Genomic DNA, 24,802 nt, shown 5'->3' with positions numbered 1-24,802 from the left:
TGAGGGGTATTATCCAAATATGGAAGTAGTAACCGATTTCTTTAAGAACAAAGGAGTAAAGCGAGTCATTATTTTTGCGTTGATTATTTTAATTCTATATAGCGTAAGAAGTATGATGAATTTAATCTTGCTAACATTTATTTTTGCATTTTTGATGGATCGGCTTGTAGAATTCACCGTCAAACGTATACAGTTAAATCGAAAATTATTAGTTCTGTTTCTTTATACTACGATTGTCGGCATTTTGACAGTCGCCCTTGTTAAATATTTGCCGATTATCTCATTAGAAATCAGTCAATTGATCAAGCAGATTACCAGTTTCTCTACGCAACAACATGACAATCCATTACTTAACTCCATTGAATCTGTTATTTCTAGCGATAAGATTACCGCTTATTTAGAAGATGGATTTTCATTTCTACTAAAATCTTTTACGGATATTAGTAAAACAAGTGTTCAAGTCCTAATTGCTTTACTATTAAGCTTGTTTTTCCTTCTCGAAAAACCGCGTTTAATTGAGTTTACGGGCAAGTTTAAAAACAGCAAGATTGCCCCGTTTTATTTTGAAATTAAATTCTTTAGCCAAAAGTTTTCCCGTACGTTTGGGAAAGTGATTGAAGCCCAGTTCATCATTGCGCTTGTTAATACATTTTTGTCAGTCATCGTATTGATGGTACTAGGATTCCCACAAATCATTGGCTTATCCATTATGATATTCTTTTTAGGGCTCATCCCTGTTGCTGGTGTCATCATTTCTTTGGTTCCGCTCACGATTATTGCATTTACAATTGGCGGGCTGTTAAAGGTCATCTACTTGTTCGTAGCTGTCATGATTATCCATGCCATCGAGGCTTATATTTTAAACCCTAAGCTCATGTCTTCCAAAACAGATTTACCCGTTTTTTACACATTCATTGTGCTCATTTTCTCACAAAACTTCTTTGGCGTTTGGGGATTGATCATCGGGATTCCGGTTTTTGTTTTCCTACTTGACGTACTGGAAGTGACTGATAAAGAACCTGTGGAGACGAAGTCAATATCCAAAATACGGAAATAAAAAAAGACAAGACAAGGAGGGAATTTTCCACCTTGTCTTGTCTTTTTTTCAAAGAGCAGCAAAGCTCCGCCTTCAATTCAAAAAATACGTATGAATGATTATTCCATGTTAAATTGGAGAATTTCTACCCCTGTAAATGGCACTTTTGAGTTGCCAAGTTTGATTGTCGAAAAGATAACCAATACATGTGATTCATCATCATAAAACATTTTGTTAACGTTACCATATGTTCTTATCTGATCGATTGGCTCCATCGTCGTGTAATCATACGACTGAATGTAGTTTTTATTGTTTGCTGTATAAAATTCACCGTATTGCAGATCGAAAGCAATCGAGCTATACGGACGATCTAACTTACTAAAGTAGTACATATCGGAGCTAGCTGTTGCTGAAGAACGGAAAATATGACCTGTGCTATTCAATAGATATTTGCCGTCCGGCGAGATGGTCAAATCTTTGCCCAGCGGATAGGTGCCATGGTAAGGCGAACGCACTTCATCACTTAACACCCCGTTATCAATTGTATGCGTCGCTATAGTTCTTGGTGAAACTGCAGTAGTGATTGCATAAATTCTGCTTTGTGACGGGTGCATTCCGATTAATGTTTGCTCGGTCATTCGTTGTGAGCTTAATCGTTTACCCGTTTTACTGTCGAAACTTTCAATTCTTGAATGTTGTCCTGATCCCGGTGAGATGTAAACAATCCCATTGTCATCCGCTTCAATATCATACGGGTCAAGATCAATATGGATGACTTTTTCCAAAGACATTGTTGCTGCATCGATAACAGCAAATGCCCCTTGCTGGTCTTCATCATACCAATATGAACTGTGTTTCCCCTTTAATTGCGTGACATATAATTTACCGTTCGCATAGGCCATTCGCTCCACCGGAAGATTTAATGTAACGGATTCTATTGCTAACGTCTCATAATTGATAGCTGCAATTTCATTAGTACTTCCATCTAACGTGTAAATAATTGGTTTAGTCGGATGCTTCGCATAATCAATGATATAAGCATCCAAAATCCCCATTACATGCGTATCGGCAACTTGTTCATTGTGGGGCTGGAAAGACGGTTCGATAATCCGTGCCATAAATGCGGAGAACTGTGCGCGATCAATGGTTTTCGTCGGCTTAAATGTTCCATCACTATAGCCAACAGTAATATTGTTCGCCGCTAACGCAGATATAAAAGGGTATCCCCAGTAACCCGTTGCCACATCCGAAAACCCTATTGGATAGATCCCTCCCAATTCGTAGGCTTTCGCAAGTATTGTCGCCATTTCCGCACGCGTTAAATTCCCCTTTGGATCAAAGATATTTCCGGGTTTCCCTGAAATAATCCCCATTTCCACAGCCTTGGAAATTTCGTCATAACCACGATCTTCAGGCTTTACATCTTTAAATTTAGGATTAGGAGAATGACCTAATTCTGGCTTCATTTCCCGCATAATCATTTGGATGGCCTGCACCCTCTGAATCGGTGCGTTTGGACGAAATGTTCCATCGGAATAACCAAAAATAATTTCTTTACTCGTTAAAAACTCGATTTCCTTCTTAAAACTCGTAACATCCTTAAACGTAGTCGGTGAAGCTGCTTTGGCAGGTGATGTTGAAATACACCCAAGTACTAGCACGGCTACGATACACTTCATAATTAGCTTGTACACTCAAAACTTCCTTTCCGGAGCTTAGTAGTCCAATCCTTATTATAGTGTGTATAGTTAATATTTTCATTGGTATAATTAGGTCCGTGCGATACTCGCATTCTTCCATTTATTCGAAACACTAACAGTCAATTTCTTAATTTTCACAATGTCATACAGGAAGACAATCAGCACAGTCCAATAACATAGAAATAAAGGAGAACCACATGCAAAATTTATATGAACCCGCCCTACACTTTCATAACGTTGATTACTCCGTCGATGACATAAATATTTTAAAAAAGATTACAGGCTCTTTTCCAAAAGGAAAAATTACAACGCTCGTTGGACCTTCTGGTGCTGGAAAAACGACAATGCTTAAATTATGCAATGGATTGATATCCCCTACCGCGGGCGATATTTTTATTGACGATGTGTCCGTTTTGGACTATGACCCTATCGAATTACGTCGGCACGTTGGCATCGCCCTGCAAAGCGCACCGATGATAAAAGGCACTGTTTTTCAAAATCTGGCTCTCCCTATGGAACTGCGAGGCCAACAATTGACCGAACAAGAAGCCATCCGCATTTTAGATGACGTAGGACTTGATAAGCATTTTTTACAGCAAAAAACGAATGATCTATCGGGTGGACAACGCCAAAAAGTATCGATTGCCCGTACGCTTATCAACCGTTCAAACATCTTATTATTAGACGAAATCACATCCGCTTTGGACCGGGCATCATTACGAGAAATCGAAGAGTTGATTGTCAAAATCAATCGGCAGTTCGGCGTGACAATTATCTGGATTACACATAATTTGGAGCAAGCACTGGCCATCGGTGATTACACGTGGGTGCTAAAGGATGGTCACGTCGTTGAAACCGGTGACAGCGATTTGCTAACATCATCGACAAATGAGTTCGTTAAGCGCTTTGTACAAGGAGAGATTGAATGAGCTATCTAACATTATCTATCACACTTATTTTTGTCATTATTCCTCTCCTTTTGTCCAAAACCTTAAGCTTAGGTTTAGAGAAAGATACAATTATCGCAACCATTCGCTCCATTATCCAACTACTTGCCGTCGGCTATATTTTGAAGTTTGTTTTTGACTCCGACAATTTTTTGTATATCTTTTTGATGGTGACGTTGATGATTGGCGCGGCTACACAAAACGCCCGCAAGAAAGGGAAAACGATTAAGGGGATTACGTGGAAAATCGCAGTGACTCTTATTGTCGTCGAAGTATTTACGCAAAGTATTTTACTTGGCTTCCATATCGTACCCGCTACTGCCCAGTACATCATTTCAATCAGTGGAATGATCGTCGGTAACTCAATGGTACTCGCAATATTATTCCTTAACCGGTTCACCGCAGAAGTGGATACACATCAGGAGGAAATGGAATTGATCCTATCACTGGGTGGAACGCCAAAGCAAGCCATTCATCGGCAACTGATGACAGCCATTAAATCGAGTATGATTCCAACCATTGAAAGTCAGAAAACAATCGGCTTGGTTCAGTTACCCGGGATGATGAGTGGTCAAATTATTGCAGGAGCAGACCCTATCCAAGCAGTCCAATTCCAATTGCTCATCATCTTCATGTTATTAACGACCGCCGCGGTGACCAGTGTATTACTTGGTTTCTTATCCTACCCAACTCTGTTTAATCAACGTATGCAGCTACTACGAGAAAGAAACTGAAAATCCTATCTTGTCTTTTTATTCATAACATGATAGAGTTGGATAACTTAATCTTTTCAAATAATTTCATATTGTATTCTTATCAAGAGAGACGGAGGGAATGGCCCGACGATGTCTCAGCAACCAGCCGAGTCAAGGTATGGTGCTAATTCCAATAGACGCTAGCCGTCTTGCAGATGAGAAGATTGACTTCATATTTTTGAGGGCCCTCTTCTACATAGAGGGCTCTTTTTAATTTCAATTACAATTTCAAATTCAACGACAAAGGATGATAACAATGATAAACATCAGCTTTGAAACACGATTAGTACAATTAGGAAATAACAGTGATCCGAAAACTGGCGCAGTGAACCCGCCCATTTATTTATCGACAGCCTACAAACATGACGGACTTGGTCAGTCGACTGGCTATGACTACTCACGTACGAAAAATCCCACTCGTTCCATTTTAGAAGAAGGGATTGCCAACTTAGAAGGCGGAGATGCAGGCTTTGCTTGTAGTTCGGGGATGGCTGCGGTGCAATTAGTGCTGTCGCTATTCCGTTCAGGTGATGAATTGATTGGACCAGAAGATATTTACGGTGGCACATACCGCATGCTCGATTATTATGCCGATGTCTACTCCATTACAACAACATACTCCGATTTCACAGACGTCCGTGAGACGGAGAAATTGATTACTGACAAGACAAAAGCGCTCTTCATTGAAACACCTACGAATCCGTTAATGCAGGAAACGGATATTGTTCAATATGCAGAGCTTGCTAAAAAACACGGCTTGTTGCTGATTGTCGACAACACATTTTTCACACCTTATTTCCAAAGACCTATCGAACTCGGCGCAGATATCGTTCTGCATAGCGCAACGAAGTACATTGGAGGACATAATGATGTATTAGCCGGCCTTGTGGTTGCTAAAGGTGAGGAACTTTGCGCAACACTTGGTTCCAACCATAACGCAATTGGTGCCGTTCTATCGCCTTTCGATTCATGGTTAATCGTTCGCGGATTAAAAACACTTCACTTGCGCATGAAGCAGCATGATGCAAACGCAAAAATCATTGTCGACTATTTAAACAATGAACCGCATGTGAAAGACGTGTTGTATCCAGGGAAAGGCGGCATGCTGTCCTTCCGCCTGAATGAAAGTGAGTGGGTTGGCGCATTCCTTGAAAATCTTCAACTCATTACATTTGCTGAAAGCCTTGGCGGAGTTGAAAGTTTCATCACTTATCCCGCGACGCAAACGCATGCGGACATTCCATTGGAAGAACGACTACGCCGTGGCGTTTGTAACAGCCTATTACGTTTTTCAGTTGGCGTCGAAGATCCAGAGGACTTAATTGCTGATTTAAAACAAGTATTTGCCACATTAAAAAGTGAGGTGCCCCAACTATGAGTTCACACGAAGAACGACTGGAAACGACCATCATCCACGCATCGACCCGTGGTGATTTCGAACAAAAAACGGGTGCCGTCAACGTCCCGATTTACTTATCTTCTACATTCCATCAGGAGAGTTTTGATACGTTTGGTCCTTATGACTACAGCCGTTCAGGAAATCCGACAAGGGATGCTTTAGAGAAGACGATTGCAGCTTTGGAGGGCGGCGCGAGAGGGCTAGCATTCGCTTCCGGCATTGCCGCGATTTCTTCCGCCTTCATGCTGTTATCTGCTGATGACCACATTGTCGTCACGGAGGATGTGTACGGCGGAACATTTCGGTTTGTCACTGAAGTGTTGACGAAATTCAAAATTGACCATACATTTGTTGATTTGAGTGATTTGGACGCTGTTGAACATGCTATCAAACCGAATACGAAATTGATTTATATTGAAACACCTTCCAATCCGCGTCTAGGTATCACGGATATTGAAGCTGTGGTGAACATCGCCAAAGCGCATGATTGCCTAACGTTTCTCGACAATACGTTCATGTCACCACTTTATCAGCGCCCACTTGATCTCGGCGTAGATATTGTCCTTCACAGTGCAACCAAGTTTTTATCTGGCCATAGTGATATTATTGCTGGTCTTGCGGCGACAAAGAATGAGGAACTCGGCAATCGCTTGGCATTCATCCAAAATTCCTTCGGCGCTATTTTAGGTGCTCAAGATTCTTATGCATTAATTCAGGGGATTAAAACATTGGGCGCTCGCTTCACGCAGTCAACTGCCTCTGCTACTAAAATTGCGAACTATTTAGATGGTCATTCGTTAGTAGAAGAAGTATTTTACCCTGGTTTAGCTAGCCACCCAGGACACGCTATCCACGCGAAACAGTCCACTAGTGCAGGGGCTGTTCTGTCATTCCGTTTGCCAAACCGAGAGACAGCAAAAGCATTTGTCGAAAACGTTAAAATCCCTGTTTTCGCTGTTAGTCTAGGAGGAGTCGAATCCATTCTTTCCTATCCGGCACAAATGTCACACGCCGCAATGCCAAAAGCTGAGCGAGAAAAACGTGGGATTACAGATGGCCTGCTACGCTTCTCCGTCGGTCTCGAGCATGTCGATGACTTAATCGCCGACTTTGAGCAAGCTCTGCAAATTGCAGAGGCAGTAGGTACGGCAAAAACTTTATCGTAAGCCAACGAACCCCCTTGTAAATGGGTTGTCCATTTACAAGGGGGTTCGTTACTGTAACCAGTGCCAGTTCAATAGTATTTTACAAATTCACCAACAGGTTTGCGATAACCTCTTGGACGTCTGCTTTCAACTTTTTCTTTGCCAAGTACAATCATTAATACAGGCTCTTGATGGTCAGGTATGGCTAATAAATTTTTTATCTTGTCAGGTTCAAAGCCAATCATCGGACAGGTTGCCCACCCTGCATTTTTAGCGGCGAGCATAAATAACATCGATGACAAAGACGCATTTCGAATGGCTTCATCACGTTGGAATTCCTCTCCTCTACTTTCATAGAGCGAAACAACATCTTGGACTTCATCATCATATTGTTGCTGATTTAAAATTCCTAGCATCAGCAAGCCTTCATAGACTTTTTCAGTATTTTTATAGGCCTCTTTATCCCCCGTCACAATGATAACAGCTGATGCAACGCCTACTTTATACTGGCCAAAAGCCGCTTTTTGTACTTGTTCCTTCAATCCATCCTCCGTAACAACCAGATAATTCGTATGCTGCAAATTAAAAGCTGATGGAGCCATTTTGACAACGTTAAAGATTTCATCAAGTTCTCTTTGTGTAATTGGGTTATTGGGTAAAAAGTTATTTGCTGATCGGCGTTCCATTACTAATTGATTAAATGCATTCATGTACTTCACTCCCATAGAATTATTTTGCTTACTCAAATTTCCCTTCACGGTAATCCTTATAAGCTTGAACAATCTCTTCATCAGAATTCATAACAAACGGTCCGCGCGCCACAACTTTTTCGCCAATCGGCTGTCCGGCATATAAAACCACACGCAGATTTTCTGTTGCATGAATAGACACTTCGGTCTGTTCTCCATCCACTCCACGTTCTAGCCAGAGCACTTGCCCTTCCTTACCCACCGTATGGTCTTTGCCGAACGTTCCTTGTCCTTCTACTATATAAAGGAATCCATTATAACTACCCGGTAGATCTTGCGTAACCGTCACACCAGCATCGACGTTCAACTCCACCATCGTCACAGGTACATGATTTTTTGTAGCTGCCGTGACGCCCATGGAGGATCCCGAAAACACCCGAATCGTTGCCCCCTCTTCTTGGCGAATAGGCATATCTTGTGCACGCATATTTTGATAACGTGGTTCGGTCATTTTTTTATCACTCGGCAGATTGACCCATAGTTGCAAGGATCGAACGGTATCGCCAACAGCCGGATCTTCTGTATGAATGATTCCCCTTCCCGCCGTCATCCATTGAACATCTCCCGGTAGTAATTCTCCTCCGCCGGTTTTATTGTCTAGATGCTCTAGTTTGCCTTCAATAACGTATGTTACGGTTTCAATGCCACGATGCGGATGCATGCCGAATGTGCCACGTACAAAATAGTCTTCCGCCATCAATAGAAAAGGATCCGCGTCCTCCCAATTGCCCGGCTCAATGACCAATCCGACTTTATGTGTCGGTGAATTTTCTTGAAAAATGACGTCCCTCACACTTCTAATACCTCTCGACACCATACTTACTCCTCCTCATATTCCATTGTTTGTTGAACTTTTTTTAGTAAATACAGTAATTGCATCTGTTCCTCGCGATCCAATCCGCAAAACTGCGATGCTTGGAACTGTTCCTGTTGGGGAACAACTTCCTCATATAAACGGCAACCTGCCTCTGTTAATGAAATATATTTTGTTTTCCACTGTTGGTCTCGTGTAATCCAACCTAATGCTTCCATCCTTTTCAGCAGTTGTGCGATATTGCCTTTTGTTACTTCGAGTTTTCCAGCCAGCTGTTGTTGTGTAATCGGTTGATATAAACCAACTTGCACGAGCACATCAAACTGTGCTGTCGACAAATCCCATTGATTTAAATGCTGATTCGTTTGACGAATACTTAGATTGTAAAATCGTGATAACCGAAACCATACAAGAAGTCCGAGACGCTTATTTCTTGCCGATAACAACGTTTTATCAAGTTTCAGCTCAGTCATCCACTCACCCCTTCGTTTGTCATTTCTAACATCAGTATATAACTAAACTGAAAGACGCTCAACCGAACAGCTTCAACTTACATAATCGTATAAATCATTCTTTTGGGTAGCTGTGCAAGTGATCATAAAAAAAGAGAATGCCGAATCGTATTGATTCGACACTCTCCTTTAGACTAAATTGATATTAGTTTAGAACACAACGCTACCTGCTTGCTCTACTATTTTGGTCGCACCTACGCCCACTTTTTCATTGATATATTCCGTTAAATCTACTGTCATGTCATAACGCATAAACGGAGTGATTAGATAGATGCCATGGAAATGCTCCAACGCCACATCTATCAATTCCTTCGCAACGGCTATACCTTCTCTTGTCGACTGCTCACGGTCTCCCGCAAATAGCCCCATTCTCGCACGGACTTCATCTGTCAGCTTAATACCTGGCACTTCATTGTGAAGAAACTCTGCATTCTGCGACGATGTTAATGGCATAATCCCAATATAGATTGGTGCTTCGATATGTTTTGTTGCCTCATACAAATCGATAATTTTCTCCGGGCTATAAATCGGCTGCGTAATAAAATAATCAGCTCCAGCCTCAATTTTCTTCTCCATCCTTTGCACAGCTCGATCGATTTGACGCACATTTGGATTAAACGCCGCCGCCACTGTAAAGGATGTTTTCTGTTGCAATGACTTACCTGACCATGAAATCCCCTCATTGAACTGCTTAATCATTGTAATCAATTCAAAAGAAGTCATATCGAAAACAGATGTTGCGCCAGGGAAATCACCAATTTTCGTTGGATCTCCTGTAATCGCCAGTAATTCTGTAATGCCCATTGTATGCAAGCCCATGAGATGCGACTGCAAACCAATGAGATTCCGGTCTCGGCATGTCACATGGACAAGTGGTGTTGCACCTATTCTTTGTTTAACGAGTGATCCCATCGATGCATTACAAATTCGCGGAGATGCCAAGGAATTATCAGCTAACGTAATGGCATCGACACCTGCATCATGTAATGCCTGCGCCCCTTCAAAAAACTTCGCCGTATTTAAATGCTTCGGCGCATCCAGCTCAACAATAATCGAATGCCTCTTTTTCACTGTTTCAAGCAAAGTCGGTTTGTCAAGATCCCTCGACGCTGTGACGTTCACTTTCACTTTGTGCTGTTTCACTTGTTTGTCTTGCACATGCGCACGATTCGTTAGCCCCTCTACCAGTGCACGAATATGGGCTGGCGTCGTACCACAACATCCCCCTAATAGCCCAACACCCTCCTTACGGAAATGAAGCGCCAGTTTACCGAAATAATCAGGTTCGTTTTCATATGTCAATTTCCCATCCGTATAACTAGGGAAACTAGCATTTGGATACACTGCCAATAAGGCATGCTTTGGCAACGGCACCCCCTCTAAAGCTTGCAACATATGGTAAGGTCCTAATCCACAGTTGACGCCCACAACGTCTGCCCCTAGCGCCTCCAACTGTTGCAAAGCATCCGCCAATGCCAAGCCATTTTGTAACACACCTGCTTCATGCATAGAAACATTCGTAATGATTGGGATATCCGTCTCCTGACGCGCAATGCTGAGCACCGTTGTTAATTCATCAAAATCATAATACGTCTCCAAGAGAATCCCATCCACACCTTCAGAAAGTAGGCATTTCAGCTGCGCTCTGAAACTACGCTCAATCTCTTCCTTCGTGCCAATCAGTGTTTTTGAACCATGGATGCCACCAATTGTCCCAAGGATAAATGTATTTTCACCGGCAGCTCGTTTCGCAATTTCAACGGCAGCCTTATTGATTGCCTCTACACGATCTTCCAATCCATAGCGCGCTAACTTTATATAGTTGGCGCCATATGTATTCGTTTGAATGACATCTGCCCCCGCCTCAATATAGGCTTGGTGAACATGAAGCACTTGTTCAGGATGCGTCAAATTTAGCTCCTCAAAACAACGGTCCACTCCATTTGTGTAAAGCAGTGTGCCCATCGCTCCATCACCAATCAAAATACGTTCTTTCATCGCCTCTAGTAAATTCACCAACTGTATATCCCCTCTCTAGTTCCCTTGTTTATATGTTCTGTTTCAGAAATCTTTATAGAAACAAAAAAGCCTTCTCCTCTGGTTGAATAAAGGAAGAAGACTCTCATTTGAATAAGTCTATTCCTCATCTATCAAGTCAATTGCTCAACTTGCTGGAATTAGCACCGTACCAACTATGGTGGTTGCTGAGGTGTCAACGGGCCAGTCCCTATACCTCTCTAGATAAGAAAAACTATTAAATTGTTTTTATCAATTACGCCTCGGCGTAATTGCGTCCAGATTTTGAATTGTGCCCACAGGACGTGGGTATGCAGTCGTTGCGACAGGACGTCGCGAACTTAGACTGCCTGCAATTCAAAATCTGTGACATCCGCCGGAGGCTTTAACAAGGAGGAATTGAACTTCATTCCTCCCCACTCAACCGAGGTTTAAACCACGGTTGAATTAAGTTAAATTTCTATTATTGACAACCTTACGCTATTCCCCGAAAATTTGCAATACCTTTTTTGGGAAGTAATGAAATAATTCGCTACATTAGAATATGGAATAATTAGTTCCATTGGACCCACTCCGCCGCTCTGGGATGCCACTCACCAAGCATTTACCGAAAATGTGTTAAGATTAACAATAGATTTATAATTGAAAGGCGGATGCACAATGGAAAAAATAATCCCAGTAAAATTGACTTCCCTTACAACAAAAGGTGGCTGCGGCTGTAAAATTGGTCCTGCTGACTTAGCACAAGTATTACGCAGTCTTCCCGCTGCCACGCCAAATCCGAATGTACTCGTCGGTCTCGACACAAGTGATGATGCAGGTGTTTACAAACTGACAGACGACATCGCAATGGTACAGACACTGGACTTTTTCACGCCCATTGTTGACGACCCTTACGATTTCGGACAAATTGCTGCAACCAATGCCATTAGCGATGTCTATGCCATGGGGGGCACACCTCTCACTGCCCTCAATATCGTTGCTTTCCCTATCGCTACGTTAGATAAAGACATCCTCGCGGCGATTTTACGTGGAGCTGGCGATAAATTACAAGAAGCGGGTGTCACACTTGTTGGTGGTCATTCCATCGATGATCAAGAACCTAAATTCGGACTTGCCGTCACGGGTGTCGTTCATCCCGATAAAGTACGGACAAACGCAGGTGCCAAGCCCGGCGACAAACTATTATTAACAAAACCGATTGGAGTTGGTATTTACACGACGTCATTGAAAAATGGGTTATTGTCTGAAGACGAAGTTGTTGAAGTGACAAAAGTGATGACCACGCTCAACAAAACTACCGCTGAAACAATGGCCAACTACGATGTCCACGCCGCCACAGATGTGACAGGATTCGGTTTACTCGGACATACATCTGAAATGGCGAAAGCAAGTAATGTCGGCATTCACATACAAGCCAACCAAGTGCCCGTCCTACCACGTACAAGAGAACTTGCTGAAGCTGGCAAGATACCTGGAGGCACAAAAAATAACTTTGCCCACGTAGCAGAAAGTGTGACTTATTCGGATACACTAGATCAAATGGATCGCTGGATTTTATGTGATGCTGTAACTTCTGGTGGATTACTCATTGCAGTAGCAGAGCAAGAAGCCATTAAACTCTTGGACGAACTCCAACAACAAGGTGTCGATGCACGGATTATTGGAGAAGTAACCGAGGAAAACAAAGGGCATATCATCGTTTCATAATTTAGGTAGAAGGTGAAAAACATGTTTAGAGATGTAACAATAGACGAGCTATTGGCCATGCAAGCAAAGGGGCCACACACATTCATCGATGTTCGTTCCCCTAGAGAGTTTAAAGAAGCTACGATTCCAGGAAGCATCAATATTCCCGTTTTTGATGACGCAGAACGAACTGAAATTGGTACGCTTTATAAACAAGTAGGACAAGATGTTGCGATGGACAGAGGACTTGAAATTTTTTCAAACAAGTTACCCGACTTTATTCGTGCCTTCAAACAAATTGAAACACCCATGACTGTATTCTGCTGGCGTGGCGGCATGCGCAGTAAAACGGCTTCGACTGTCCTTGACTTAATGGGTATCCATACCACTCGATTAGCAGGCGGGGTTCGTTCATTTCGACAATGGGTCGTTCACGAATTAGAACAGCAGGATTTCCCTCCTGCCTTTATTGTATTAAACGGCTATACGGGATCGGGCAAAACGACTATTTTGAAGAAACTCGCCGATCAAGGATTTCCTACACTTGATTTCGAAAACCTTGCGGGGCATCGGGGCTCTATTTTTGGTCAAATCGGCCTTGAGCCAAGCAATCAAAAGAAATTCGACTCACTACTCGTCTATGAACTGGAACGGCTCAGAAGGGAACCCTATGTTTTCATAGAAGGTGAAAGTAGACGGATTGGCAAAGTAAGCATGCCACAATTCTTGTTTGACAAAAAAGAATCCGGTGTACAAATCAACATACATTTACCGATTGAAGAGCGGGTCAACAATATATTAGATGATTATGAGCCTTGGAAATCCCCTGAACACTTCAAAGACGCCTTTCATATTATACAGAAACGGTTACATACGCCTATTGCGAAGCAAATCGAAGAAAACTTAGCCATGGGTGAATTTGCATCTGTAACAAAGCTGTTGCTCGAATACTACTATGACCCACGCTATGAACATTCTAGCAATCAAAATACCGCAAGTGAGCACATCCAAATCACCGCAAACAACGTAGATGATGCATTTCAGCAACTTCTCCAAAACATCGTAGCCATCAAGGTTCCTCAATGATGAAAATGGGGATGCTTGTTGAATCATCTTATATAATTTAACAGCGCGGGCGCTTTACAGGGGAAAGCCTTTCGCCATAGATAACACGCCAGTAACTTAATCATATACAGTTAATTCGCGGCTTTTCATTTTACTTCTAACTAGCATTTATTTTTTCATTCCTTATAAAAGGTTGAGCACTTACTATCCTAATAACCACTTTTCGACATACTGATTCTTGTGGATCGAGAGCGGGGCTAATGGATTGGATAAGAAAATGTTTATTATCGAATTATACAATTGAAAAATGAAGCCCCTGCATTCATCAATTTAATGATTAACGCAGGGGCTTTTATTTAATTATTTCTACGTCTCTATTTTGTTATTAAACCATATTTATCCGATTATTAACCAAGAGTGCCTTCATCAAATTTTGGAATGATTCTTGTAGCTGGAAATTTAAATTGTTGTACTTGTAATACTTTTACATAAAGATCGAGAACAATTTTTTCTCTTAATGTGCTAAACGATCCTTCTGGTTCCGCCATTATTGGAGAAAAATCAAGCTCGAAGAAATTGGCACCCAGTAACTCACCATACGGTTGTTCATTATATTTCACTTGATTTTGGAAGAAATACTTATCCAAACGGGGAACTAGATCGTTGCAGTCATTTAGGAATTGAGCCTTGCTACTATCGGACATCCCTATAACAGGTAGGTTATGGAAATCACATTCAGTGAGTTCCGCAAATCCGGAAAACGCTACATCGGCAATTCGATCCCGAAGCGCCCCATTACAAGCACTGGAAGAATATTCAATGTTTTTGCGAATAAACCCTGACACATACAATTTAGCTCGTGTCACTTCAAAAAAGTCTGTTTTGTCAATTTGTTTAAATCTAACAGGTACAAGTTTAACCTGCTCTAGAAATACATTCTTTGTTACTCGCTTTATCTCCGTTGCAGCCGGAGTAAGTGTAATATCTGACTCTACAGCAATTTGAATTTTTCTCTCCGCGAGAACAACAGGTACTTTAATGGTTGGTGTATGCTTAGATTTGTGAAGTTTAATTTTTTCATCGTGTAAAGGCATTTGTTGATGCGACGTCACTTCACAAGCTGGGGTAATAGGGTTTTGTTCACAATTATCGCTCATAAAAAATCATCTCCTTCATTTTTTTTAAAGCTTACACTACTACATTATGTCTGATTACCTTTTTCGCACGGGCAAAATAGCAATAATAATAATTCGGAGTTTTTTATGTCATTATCGAAATGCCGTAGACATTCAAGATAATGCATTGAGCGGAGGATTCGATGTAATTTTTGGCGATTAAAATACTATTGTTGTCAGCGCAATAAAAAAAATGACCCTGGAACAATACCAGAGTCATCTCATCGTAGATTACGATATAGGAGCTTTCTATTAAATGTTCGTACTACAAGGTACAGTTTACAAATAATCATTTCAGGTTCATCCATTTTTATAGTTTTTACTATCATTATAATTTACTCGTATACCTTGTTCTTGTAATAATTGGACCATTAACTCCAATATGATTTTTTCATGTAAATTAATAACTTCCGTTCCTTGTATAGAGCTCTTGTTTTTATTGGGCATCGCGGTATACTCAATATTTTGTACTATGAACCCTTCGATTGATAACATTCCATTTGATGCCGCACACGTCCCATCCCCTAATGGTTTAGAAAATTGAGTAGGTATGAAACGACAATTTGTCAGGAGAACATTTTTAGATATTTCTTTAATACTTATAACCTCTTCTTCAAACAAAACCTCTTCTTCTATACATATTTCAATATTGTACTCCCCTACTACAACTGGAACTTTAATCTTTATGAAATCAGTTGGACAATTTGCATGATTTGATTCACCTGTTTTCACTGAAGGGTGGATTGGAATTATAATAGATTTGGAGCTATTGTTTTTATGTTTTTTCGGTTCATTCGTATGGGGTGTTTTCGTTAAATAGATGATTTCATGAATTGCAGAACTTACCAAATGACAAGTGGGCTGTTCTGGGTAATAGCTGGATGAACTTATAAATTTGGTATCCAATTGAAAGTTTTGTGTATTGGATGGGTCCAGAAACTCAAATGTATTTTGACTGATCTCGCCAAATAATGGTGCATGGAGAAAATCGTCAATTTCTATAAAAGTAGAAAACGGGATGTTTATGGTCTTACAATAAATTTCACCACACTGAGGATACCCATCCATCTCATCAGTAGCTTCATGCCTATCAATTTTTTCATTTGCATAACCAGTATTTCTGGATTCCGAAGTAAGCACAGGTTCAAATTCACATTCGGTTTGTGAATCAATAACACGCTCTATCTCAACAGCCTCATCAATAGCTGGCAAATCAAGATTAGTTAAGAATGCTAAGGGTTCATCGGTGGGAATGGTTTGAACTTTTTTCAATGTATTTACCAATCGATTTATACACATTTGTTTGGACTCGCTATTTCCTTCGTCTAGTTTGATAACCCCGGGATTGTCAAAGTCTTCGAGGAAGTCATTTGATTTATAGCTAAGAGCGGCATCAGTTACAGAAATATGCATAGTCTCACATTCGGTTTGTGAATCAATAACATGATCTATCTCAGCAGCCTCAACAATAACTGGCAAATGATGATCAATTGATAAATCTAAGGGTTCATCGGTGGGGATTGTTTGAACTCTTTTCAATGTATTTACCAATCGATTTATATCCATTTGTTTGGATTCGCTATTTCCTTCGTCTAGTTTGATAACCTCGGGATTGCCAAAGTCTTCGAGGAGGTCATTTGATTTATAGCTAAGAGGGGCATCAGTTAAAGTAATATCCACAGTCTCACATTCAGTCTGTGAATCAATAACATGATCTATCTCAACGGCCTCATCAATAACCGACAAATGGTGTTCAATTGATATTTCAAAGGGTTCATCGGCGGGGATTGTTTGAACTCTTTTCAATGTATTTACCAATTGATTTATTCCCATTTGTTTGGATTCGCTATTTTCTTCGTCTAATTTGATAACCCCGATATTACCAGTACTTTCAAGGGAATCATTCGATTTATCTAATTCAATATAGCTCAGAGGGGCATCAGATATTGAAATATCCACATCCTCACATTCGGTTTGTGAATCAGTGACATGATCTATTCCAATGGCCTCATCAATAACTGGTAAATGATGATCAATTGATAATTCAAAGGGTTCATCAGTGGAGATTATTTGAACTCTTTTCAATGTATTTACCAATCGATTTATACCCATTTGTTTGGATTCGCTATTTTCTTCGTCTAGTTTGATAACCCCGATATTACCGATACTTTCAAGGGGTTCATTCGATTTATCTAATTCAATATAGCTCACAGGGACATCAGATATAGAGGTATCCACAGTCTCACATTCGGTTTGTGAATCAGTAACATGATCTATCCCAGTGGCCTCATCAATAACTGGCAAATGATGATCAATTGATATTTCAAAGGGCTCATCGGCGGGGATTATTTGAAGCTTTTTCAGTACATTGACCAGTTGGGATATACCGAACTTTATTGATTTATCTCTTTTTCCACTCGGTTCTAAAGTTCTGGTAATATCCGAACCTTTTAGTGCGTTAACTGTTATTACTGATTCGATATAGCTAGGAGCTGTATCGGATTCTGAAATATGCTCAATATTGAATTTAGATTCCTTTTGTAGATCATTGTCCGTTTCACGAGTAAGATCATTTTGGTGAGCCTGATTTACGTTTGCAGAATCAGTCATTTCATTAAAATGATCAGCCGCTGTAAACCAGTCAATCGGCAAATCTCGAATGTTACCTGTGGGGTTTGTTTGATTTTTTTTTATTTCCTTTACTACTTGACTAACATCCATTTCTTTAAATTCGCCATTTTTTCTGTGAAGGTCTGGGATATGATTTTTAGCTGAATTGTCATGTGGATTCTTTATTTCATCTGTATATGCACCGCTAAGAGTAGTATCTAATTCGTGGTGATCAGTACTCACCTCGTTTTTACAATCGTCAGGCGAGAATTTATATTGTTCTTGAGCTCCTGTGAAAAGAAATGTGGTTTGTCGTATTATACCTACTCGCTTCATTTCATCGTAATTTATCCATGGAGTTTTCATTACATTCCACTCCTAATTAAACTAATGTCACTACTAATTTATGCTTAATAGGTGCTTTTTGTCATGAAAAATAAATATATGCCTAATAAATATCGCTGCACCCTAAATCACTAATCTATTTTTGAGAGCTATTTGAGTAATTTTTTTGATTGCTTGGGCTTTGTATAGTATCTGCATAGTAATTTATTTAACATTCTCGTTGTGATACAAAGCAGACTTATCTTCCCTGTAAAATCAATACAACTACATTCGTTATATAGACGATTAACGGTTTTTACTAGAAAACTTGAATTTGAGGCACCTCAAGGCTCGTAAATGAATGAATCTTTGACACGCGTATTTTTTTACTTCCATGAAAGCTTTTAGTGCCTGTTTGCACAATTACTGCATATACATACAAGGAACAACTAAACACGGGGCATAAATAAATCGCTACATACTGTTTCTTTAGCCTTTGGGTAAATTCATTGAATATGTAAACTTGTACGGTCATTCCTAATGAGCAATAGTAGAAGAAACTAGCTGACGTTCATGGGTTCCTTTGATTTTTGCTACTATCCTAATAGATGCAGAAGTATTGAAACTATATAAGTCGAATTATTCTTTATAACCTAACTCACAAATGCGATGTCAGCATAAGGATCCTTATTAATTACATCTCGATATTCCCTTACTATTCAGCTTTTCTTCCACGTAGGGAAAACGACGTTATTAATGTTGGATTCTTTTAGTCATTTATAGATGCCCTGCCTATCAATTGAAATCGTCTAACTGGCGTGCAATAAATCCATGATAAACCTCAGGAAAAAGAAAATATGTAATCAGCAGGATCAATTCGTCTTTGAAACAAATCCCGCTATCATCTAACTAAAATAATATAAATTAGCAGGAAATATATCTTGTTTGAATATTTCCCACTTCACCAAATCTCTTGGTAGAACATGATTAGATGGTTTATCAATTGGCAAAAACGAGTTGAACCCAAAAGTATAGCAATGTCAGCGTTACGATTGTTGTTATGGGTATGACAATCAACGATACACTCAGGTAATCTTTCCATTTGATTTTCATCTTATTTTGTCGTAGAATATGCATCCAAATTAAGGATGCCAGTGTACCAATCGGCAACAGCAGTGAGCCCATGTCACTTCCAATGATATTTGCAAGATAGATAGTCTTTAATGTGATTGGATCTAGCCCCATTTCAGTTAAGGTAATCGTCCCGATCATTAAAGCCGGGTGATTATTAAAGAGGTTGGAAAGTACCGATACTAATCCTCCCATGATAAAACTCGCTTGAAATAACCCTTGATTTACAATTGGTTCACACAACTTTACTAGCAATGCTGTAAGTCCCACATTATGCAGACCATATATAATCACGTACATAGAGAAGGCAAAGATAAGTATGTGCCAAGGGGTCTTCTTCAAGATGTCCACTGGGTTAGTCCGTAAATGATACCATCTCCACAACAGCAAGACGACTGATCCGAGTACCGCGACAATTTCAATGGGAACGTTGACATAGGATGCAACAAACAGAAGACATCGCATTACAAAGACAAACAGCAATACCTTTAACATAAATTTAGTACGTTGTTGTTTTTTCTCTACGGAAATCTTTGTTTTTAGTGGATGAAAATTTTTCATAAAAAAGGATTCTTCTATATCCATTACCGAATCGGGCAATGTCTTCGGTAGTTTCTTTCTTACTACGTAATACATCAAACATGACATAAACAACAATCCTATCGTTGCTGGGACGAACATCATAGCTGTGTGCATCCAAAGTGACATGTCCACGATTTTCAAGGCAATTAAGTTAACAATATTACTTACTCCAATTGGTGCACTTGAAGCTGTGGCGATGAGGGCACCACTTAACAGATAAGGTATTTGGTGGTGGGGTTTTAGTTGTAAGTTTTTTAGTAGTAGAATTAAAATAGGAGTTGTAATTAAAATACTTCCATCGTTATTAAATAATAGTGTCATCAAAAAACATAGTAACTGGATATACCAATATAGACGGTGGCCTGACCCCTTCGACAAATTCGCAAGTCTTGCAGCTGCCCAGTGGAAAAAACCGAAACTCTCTAATATAACAGCCATGACAATCGTTGCGATAATAGTTATGGATGCACCTCCAATTTTACTGATGATATCCATAATATCTGCATGTGTTACAATCCCTGCTAATAGAATGATTGTAGCCCCAATTGCAGCTGGCCACGCCTCATTCATTCCTTTAGGTCTCCAAAATATGACTAACATAGTCGTTATGAAAACCAAAGTGGCTATTGCAATCTGAAAACTCATACATATACATATCCCTTCTTTTTTATTGTTTGTCCGTTTCCTTGTATGTATATTCACCTCGATCAAAACGAAACGAGTTGTTTGTCCAACTCCATCCAAATGAATATTTGGCCATCCTATAAAAACCGTCTCTCCATAGATAGACGGTTTCCTTAGGATACTCTTATATAGTATTTAACCTAAGTCTTAGCCGCACTAAACAATAATAAATTACTAGATTGGACAACCATTCGGACAAGCAACCAATTTGAATCGAAATATTTCTTTAAGGGATTGTCCAAACAAAAACAGGCTGTCGATAGTTTCTCGACAGCCTGATAAGGGTTCTCCCCTTCATATATACTTTTGTATAAAAACAGATCCCAAATCAACTCACTTTCGAAAACAAGCGAATGCAAATTGGACACAGGACATTTACACTCGGTGTAAGGTTTTAATATGGTTCAGGTTTATATATTTAGGCTGGTTTCTGGCAGTTTGAATCTCAACAATCTGTTCTTCGATATTATTTATTTTCCCAATATGGCTTTTATGTCCTTCAATATTAAACACAACAATTTCATTTTTGAACTTTTCAACTTGAACTTCAAAGGTGCTTGCTAACGATTCATTATTCGGCTGTAACGACATGGTATGGTTATCCAAGCCATAAGGTCTTTTATTATGAGTATAAGGAATCAGCCACTTAAGATGATTTAATGAAATATACATTGTTTTATAAACCGGAGATTGGAAAACAAAATAGTTATTCATGATACTCGTAATATAACCATGCAGAGGTTGGCCTCCTGTTACAAAAATTTCAACATAGTCTCCTTTCGCTTGTGTAAGAACTTTTCTAAAAGATAGATTTTCATTATTTTCTCCTGTAATTATGCTGGAGAAATCTGTCGGTGCCTTTATGCCATTTTCATTATCTTTATCTACCTCAAAACTTTGGATATGATCTAATGGAATATACAAAAAATCCGTCCCGTTAAAAAGTACAATCATGTCCGTGCCTAAATCAATAACCGTACCATTTAGCAACTTCTTCCCGGAAACTTCTATTTTAACAACATCGTTTAGAAGGCTTTGAATAATTGTATTCAAATCCACATCTCCTTTTTAATTTATAACAAAGGTTCTCCTAAGCATCACTATAATCCTAAGTCTCTCAATTGTAAGTACATCTTTTCTGCATGTTTCATTAGAGAATAGTACTGTTCTTCTACCATTTCTTGATCTTCTAAACTTATTTGACTTATAGGCATTTGGATATGCTCTGATTCATCCGAAGCATCAAGACCATCGATTTTATCATTATCACAAGCCGGATGGATTGATGATTCAATATGTTCAGAACCGTAGTCCATCTTTATAGAATTTCCAGCTGCATGTATCATTAACGCATAGTACTGTATCTTTAATGCATAGTACTGCATCTGTAACATTACTTGTTCTTCTTCTGGACCTATTTTTCTTACAGGTAGATGAGTACTATTTATTTCAGTAGGTTCAGAGTAATATTCCTTCTTAATAACGTTGTCCTCTTCGGCTGGAAATTTACTATCCTCTCCGAAGTTAGTTTGACTTATGATTGCACGCTGCACATTATCGGAAGTACTCCATGCAGTAAGGAGTATCTTTTTTTCATTATGCCTAAATTGTGGTTCAGTGGGAATAAATTGATCTTCTTTACTAACATTTTTAGTAGATTCTAAAACATCCGGAAGATTCTCTTCGAACGAATCATCTTCATCACTATTCATTGACTCATATTTCTCCAAAACTAGTAAGTTAGATCTTACTTTACTCTCCATCTTTAAATGGGTGCTTGGATGTTCATTCTTAACATTTGCTACTCCCGTTACCTCTCCGACAGAATTCCCTATATCAAGAGATTTACTACTTTTTTTCGTTTCATTGTTGTCTATTGTTTGTATAGGATTGACAGCAAGCCGCTGTTCGTGCTGACTATCTTGGAGTTCTTCTTCCCTCGAAGAGTCGGACTGATCCGTCAATTCGACTTTCACTTGTGAAACGAATTCTTGAATTTCTTTATCTTGACTGATGTCTGCATTTCGTACGTTATCTTCATCTTGCTTCAATACATCAAATGTATCCCATTGTAAGGAGTTTTGTTCGCTTATTATCTCAGTCTTAAGATATTCAGTACTAACGTTTCTATCTTGTATCTCTTCTACCCCTGGGGAGTTGGACTGTTCTGTCGATTCAACTTTCACTTGTGAAACGAATTCTTGAATTTCTTTTTCTTGACTGATGTCTGCATTTCGTACGTTATCTTCATGTTGCTTCAATACATCAAATGTATCCCATTGTAAGGAGTTTGGTTCGCTTACTATCTCAGTCTTAAGATATTCAGTACTAACGTTTCTATCTTGTATCTCTTCTACCCCTGGGGAGTTGAATTGTTCTGTCGATTCAGCTTTCACTTGTGAAACGAATTCTTGAATTTCTTTTTCTTCACTGATGTCTGCATTTCGTACGTCATCTTCATCTCGATTCAATACATCAAATTTATCCCATTGTAAGGAGTTTGGTTCGCCTATTATCACAGCCTCAGTATATTCAGTACTAACATTTCCATCCTCAATTACCTCTTCAGCATGCTTCTCTGTAAGAGGAGCTTTACTATTTTTCTCCGATTCATTGTTGTTAGTTATTTGGAGTTGTTTGAAGACCACTTGCTCCTCGTACTGACTATCGTGGAGTTCTTCTTCCTGTAAGGAATCAGACTGTTCTTTTGTTTCATCATTCGGGTGCGAAACAAAGTCTTGACTGATGCCTGCTGGTTGCTCATTCATTTCATATATCTCTTTATTAATGTTTGTTTGGTAAGATTGTTGGATATCTAGTTGTTCCGCATTGTTTAATAAAATCATCTGTTTTCCGGATATTTTGCTATAAATGTTAGATATATTGGATTTCGAGATATAGAGTATTTCAGTATTATTTATTAACTCGATATGATCTTCAAATATTCCACTTAACACTCCGGAAATTTTCTGGTCACTCAAATTATTAATGATGATCCAGTTGGATCTCAAAGCTATCAATACATCCACTAAGTAATTTCTGTCAAGATAAGGACCAACTTTGGATGAAACGTGAAAGTCCTTAGCATTCTTTGAAAGAGTCTGAATATGTGGGAGTGCAAAGTAAAAAACGTTTTGATTCACATCAACAACAAGGTGGTCTTGTTTAACATCTAATAAAACTCCCTCTATAAATTGATTGTCACTAAGAAACAAACCAATTTTCAAACCTTTAAGGTCGTCTAATAACTTTTTAAATTTTTGATCTTGCAATTCGGGAGCGCCTCCTTATATTAGAATATCGTCGCTTCCGACCAACAGAAGCGACGAATGCATTCAAAACCTATTTACTTTTCTTTTTTTGAACTTTTTTCTTTTCCACTTTCTTGATTATTATTCTCATCATTTTTCGCTTTTTCAATTTTGACTCCGTAGCTTATGTTACGAATATGAAATAGCGAAACACGGACTATTTCTTCGTTCGCGACAATTGTTATAAAATCATCAGTATCAGAAACAATGTACATTAAACCTTCTAGTGTTTCCGGTCCACCGCGGTTAATTTTTACCCATCGATGTGTTAATTTCCCCAAAATACTTTTAAAGTCTTTGGCTTGAATGTAGTCAAAATCCTCTGGAATTTCAACATCGACTTCCGCCTGATCTTTCGCGTTATAAGTTAGGCTTTTGATGTGCTGTGTATTGTAATAAATAATTCCTTCGTCTGCGTTAAGTAACGTAATGTAATCCTCTTCTACTGTCAGCAACTTACCAACACGGGATTCAGGTCCACCTCTATCGATTTTAATTACCCTATCAACTAGCGAGTGCATCATTTCTGTATTCATAAATCTCCAACCTCCTTTTATAGTGTCCTGTTATCTATATGTATCTTAGATTGATAAGGTCATGGTCATTAGCCCAGTTCATATTAATAGGCCAAGTACAAATAATAATCACTTTTGTTAATAGGGTTAAATAAGCATTTACCTCGTCTTTATTATCAGTGTTTAAAGAAGTTTAATACGTCCCAATTTAACTTCTTTCTATTAAATGGCGGAGATAATTCTAGTTTGAATATAACTATGCGCCAAAGCGACCTAGTGCGTTATTGGTTTTGCTGCCGGCACACTAAAAGAAGTATCGAATACAATGACAGTAGATTGAAAATAAAGGTGGGATTTAATTGGGGAAAAAGAAAGCTGCTAGTTCTTCGTCAAGTTCGTCATCATCAAGTTCTTCGTCAGACTCTTCATCATCAGGGTCTTCGTCGTCATGCCGAGATAGGAGTTCTTCGTCGTCATGTCGACATAGGAGTTCTTCGTCAGGTTCTTCATCATCAAGTCGACGTAGAAGTTCTTCGTCAGGCTCTTCATCATCAAGTCGACGTAGAAGTTCTTCGTCAGGCTCTTCATCATCAAGTCGACGTAGAAGTTCTTCGTCAGGCTCTTCATCATCAAGTCGAACGTA

Annotated in this window: 19 protein-coding genes and 2 riboswitches; of the genes, 7 read left to right on the top strand and 12 right to left on the bottom strand. The window is 39.4% G+C overall.

The features are described 5' to 3' along the window. Positions 1-19: 19 nt before the first annotated feature. Positions 20-1,057: an AI-2E family transporter gene (locus tag ACIQ0H_RS20700; RefSeq protein ID WP_403419052.1), complete on the top strand. Its 1,038-nt coding sequence runs from the start codon at positions 20-22 to the stop codon at positions 1,055-1,057. Positions 1,058-1,155: 98 nt separating this feature from the next. Here ACIQ0H_RS20700 and ACIQ0H_RS20695 read toward each other — a convergent pair whose 3' ends face one another. Next, positions 1,156-2,730 (bottom strand): S-layer homology domain-containing protein, encoded by a 1,575-nt coding sequence (locus tag ACIQ0H_RS20695; protein ID WP_403419050.1) that lies wholly within the window; start codon positions 2,728-2,730, stop codon positions 1,156-1,158. 203 nt (positions 2,731-2,933) lie between these two features. Here ACIQ0H_RS20695 and ACIQ0H_RS20690 point away from each other — a divergent pair, with 203 nt between their 5' ends. The 4 genes from ACIQ0H_RS20690 (at position 2,934) to metC (ending at position 7,003) form a co-directional block, all read left to right on the top strand. Beyond that, on the top strand, positions 2,934-3,665 hold the full coding sequence (locus ACIQ0H_RS20690) for an ABC transporter ATP-binding protein (protein WP_403419048.1): 732 nt from the start codon (positions 2,934-2,936) through the stop codon (positions 3,663-3,665). Continuing rightward, positions 3,662-4,417: an ABC transporter permease gene (locus ACIQ0H_RS20685; protein ID WP_403419046.1), complete on the top strand. Its 756-nt coding sequence runs from the start codon at positions 3,662-3,664 to the stop codon at positions 4,415-4,417. Before ACIQ0H_RS20690 ends, ACIQ0H_RS20685 begins: the two co-directional genes overlap by 4 nt. A 76-nt stretch (positions 4,418-4,493) precedes the next feature. After that, positions 4,494-4,600: riboswitch (SAM riboswitch) on the top strand. A gap of 94 nt (positions 4,601-4,694) precedes the next feature. Beyond that, a complete protein-coding gene (locus ACIQ0H_RS20680; protein WP_403419045.1) occupies positions 4,695-5,816 on the top strand; it encodes a methionine biosynthesis PLP-dependent protein in 1,122 nt (373 codons plus the stop codon). Then, the gene (gene metC / locus ACIQ0H_RS20675) at positions 5,813-7,003 is read left to right on the top strand and encodes a cystathionine beta-lyase (protein WP_403419043.1); all 1,191 of its coding nucleotides are present in this window, start codon (positions 5,813-5,815) and stop codon (positions 7,001-7,003) included. Before ACIQ0H_RS20680 ends, metC begins: the two co-directional genes overlap by 4 nt. 68 nt (positions 7,004-7,071) lie before the next feature. Here metC and ACIQ0H_RS20670 read toward each other — a convergent pair whose 3' ends face one another. The 4 genes from ACIQ0H_RS20670 to ACIQ0H_RS20655 form a co-directional block, all read right to left on the bottom strand. Further along, positions 7,072-7,692 carry a nitroreductase family protein gene (locus ACIQ0H_RS20670; RefSeq protein WP_403419041.1) on the bottom strand — a complete coding sequence of 207 codons (621 nt, stop codon included), beginning with the start codon at positions 7,690-7,692 and terminating at the stop codon, positions 7,072-7,074. A 28-nt stretch (positions 7,693-7,720) separates the two neighbouring features. Then, positions 7,721-8,548 (bottom strand): pirin family protein, encoded by an 828-nt coding sequence (locus ACIQ0H_RS20665; protein WP_403419039.1) that lies wholly within the window; start codon positions 8,546-8,548, stop codon positions 7,721-7,723. A 2-nt stretch (positions 8,549-8,550) separates the two neighbouring features. Then, complete coding sequence (locus ACIQ0H_RS20660) at positions 8,551-9,018, bottom strand: MarR family winged helix-turn-helix transcriptional regulator (protein WP_403419037.1); 468 nt, start codon at positions 9,016-9,018, stop codon at positions 8,551-8,553. A 189-nt stretch (positions 9,019-9,207) separates the two neighbouring features. Then, positions 9,208-11,073, bottom strand: coding sequence for a bifunctional homocysteine S-methyltransferase/methylenetetrahydrofolate reductase (locus ACIQ0H_RS20655; RefSeq protein ID WP_403419072.1), 1,866 nt, complete (start codon positions 11,071-11,073; stop codon positions 9,208-9,210). Between the two features lie 124 nt (positions 11,074-11,197). Further along, positions 11,198-11,305, bottom strand: a riboswitch (SAM riboswitch). A 428-nt stretch (positions 11,306-11,733) separates the two neighbouring features. Here ACIQ0H_RS20655 and selD point away from each other — a divergent pair. Together selD and mnmH are read left to right on the top strand one after the other, a co-directional pair. Continuing rightward, on the top strand, positions 11,734-12,783 hold the full coding sequence (selD, locus tag ACIQ0H_RS20650; protein WP_403419035.1) for a selenide, water dikinase SelD: 1,050 nt from the start codon (positions 11,734-11,736) through the stop codon (positions 12,781-12,783). Between the two features lie 21 nt (positions 12,784-12,804). Next, on the top strand, positions 12,805-13,848 hold the full coding sequence (gene mnmH, locus ACIQ0H_RS20645; RefSeq protein WP_403419033.1) for a tRNA 2-selenouridine(34) synthase MnmH: 1,044 nt from the start codon (positions 12,805-12,807) through the stop codon (positions 13,846-13,848). 386 nt (positions 13,849-14,234) lie between these two features. Here mnmH and ACIQ0H_RS20640 read toward each other — a convergent pair whose 3' ends face one another. From ACIQ0H_RS20640 to ACIQ0H_RS20610, 7 genes are all read right to left on the bottom strand, one after another. Beyond that, complete coding sequence (locus ACIQ0H_RS20640; protein WP_403419032.1) at positions 14,235-14,984, bottom strand: CsxC family protein; 750 nt, start codon at positions 14,982-14,984, stop codon at positions 14,235-14,237. Positions 14,985-15,302: 318 nt separating this feature from the next. Further along, positions 15,303-17,978, bottom strand: a complete 2,676-nt coding sequence (locus ACIQ0H_RS20635) for a BC_2427 family protein (protein ID WP_403419030.1) — start codon at positions 17,976-17,978, stop codon at positions 15,303-15,305. A 957-nt stretch (positions 17,979-18,935) separates the two neighbouring features. After that, positions 18,936-20,294, bottom strand: coding sequence for an arsenic transporter (locus ACIQ0H_RS20630; RefSeq protein ID WP_403419028.1), 1,359 nt, complete (start codon positions 20,292-20,294; stop codon positions 18,936-18,938). 414 nt (positions 20,295-20,708) lie between these two features. Further along, on the bottom strand, positions 20,709-21,386 hold the full coding sequence (locus ACIQ0H_RS20625) for a DUF2642 domain-containing protein (RefSeq protein ID WP_403419027.1): 678 nt from the start codon (positions 21,384-21,386) through the stop codon (positions 20,709-20,711). Positions 21,387-21,433: 47 nt separating this feature from the next. Beyond that, complete coding sequence (locus ACIQ0H_RS20620) at positions 21,434-23,605, bottom strand: hypothetical protein (RefSeq protein WP_403419025.1); 2,172 nt, start codon at positions 23,603-23,605, stop codon at positions 21,434-21,436. Between the two features lie 74 nt (positions 23,606-23,679). Then, on the bottom strand, positions 23,680-24,180 hold the full coding sequence (locus ACIQ0H_RS20615) for a hypothetical protein (protein WP_403419023.1): 501 nt from the start codon (positions 24,178-24,180) through the stop codon (positions 23,680-23,682). A gap of 334 nt (positions 24,181-24,514) precedes the next feature. Next, positions 24,515-24,802: hypothetical protein (locus ACIQ0H_RS20610; protein WP_403419021.1), on the bottom strand; the 288-nt coding region annotated here is incomplete at its 5' end.

The sequence above is a fragment of the Sporosarcina sp. NPDC096371 genome, from assembly GCF_044762865.1.
Lineage (GTDB): Bacteria > Bacillota > Bacilli > Bacillales_A > Planococcaceae > Sporosarcina.
This window is presented reverse-complemented; position numbering and strand designations above follow the sequence as displayed.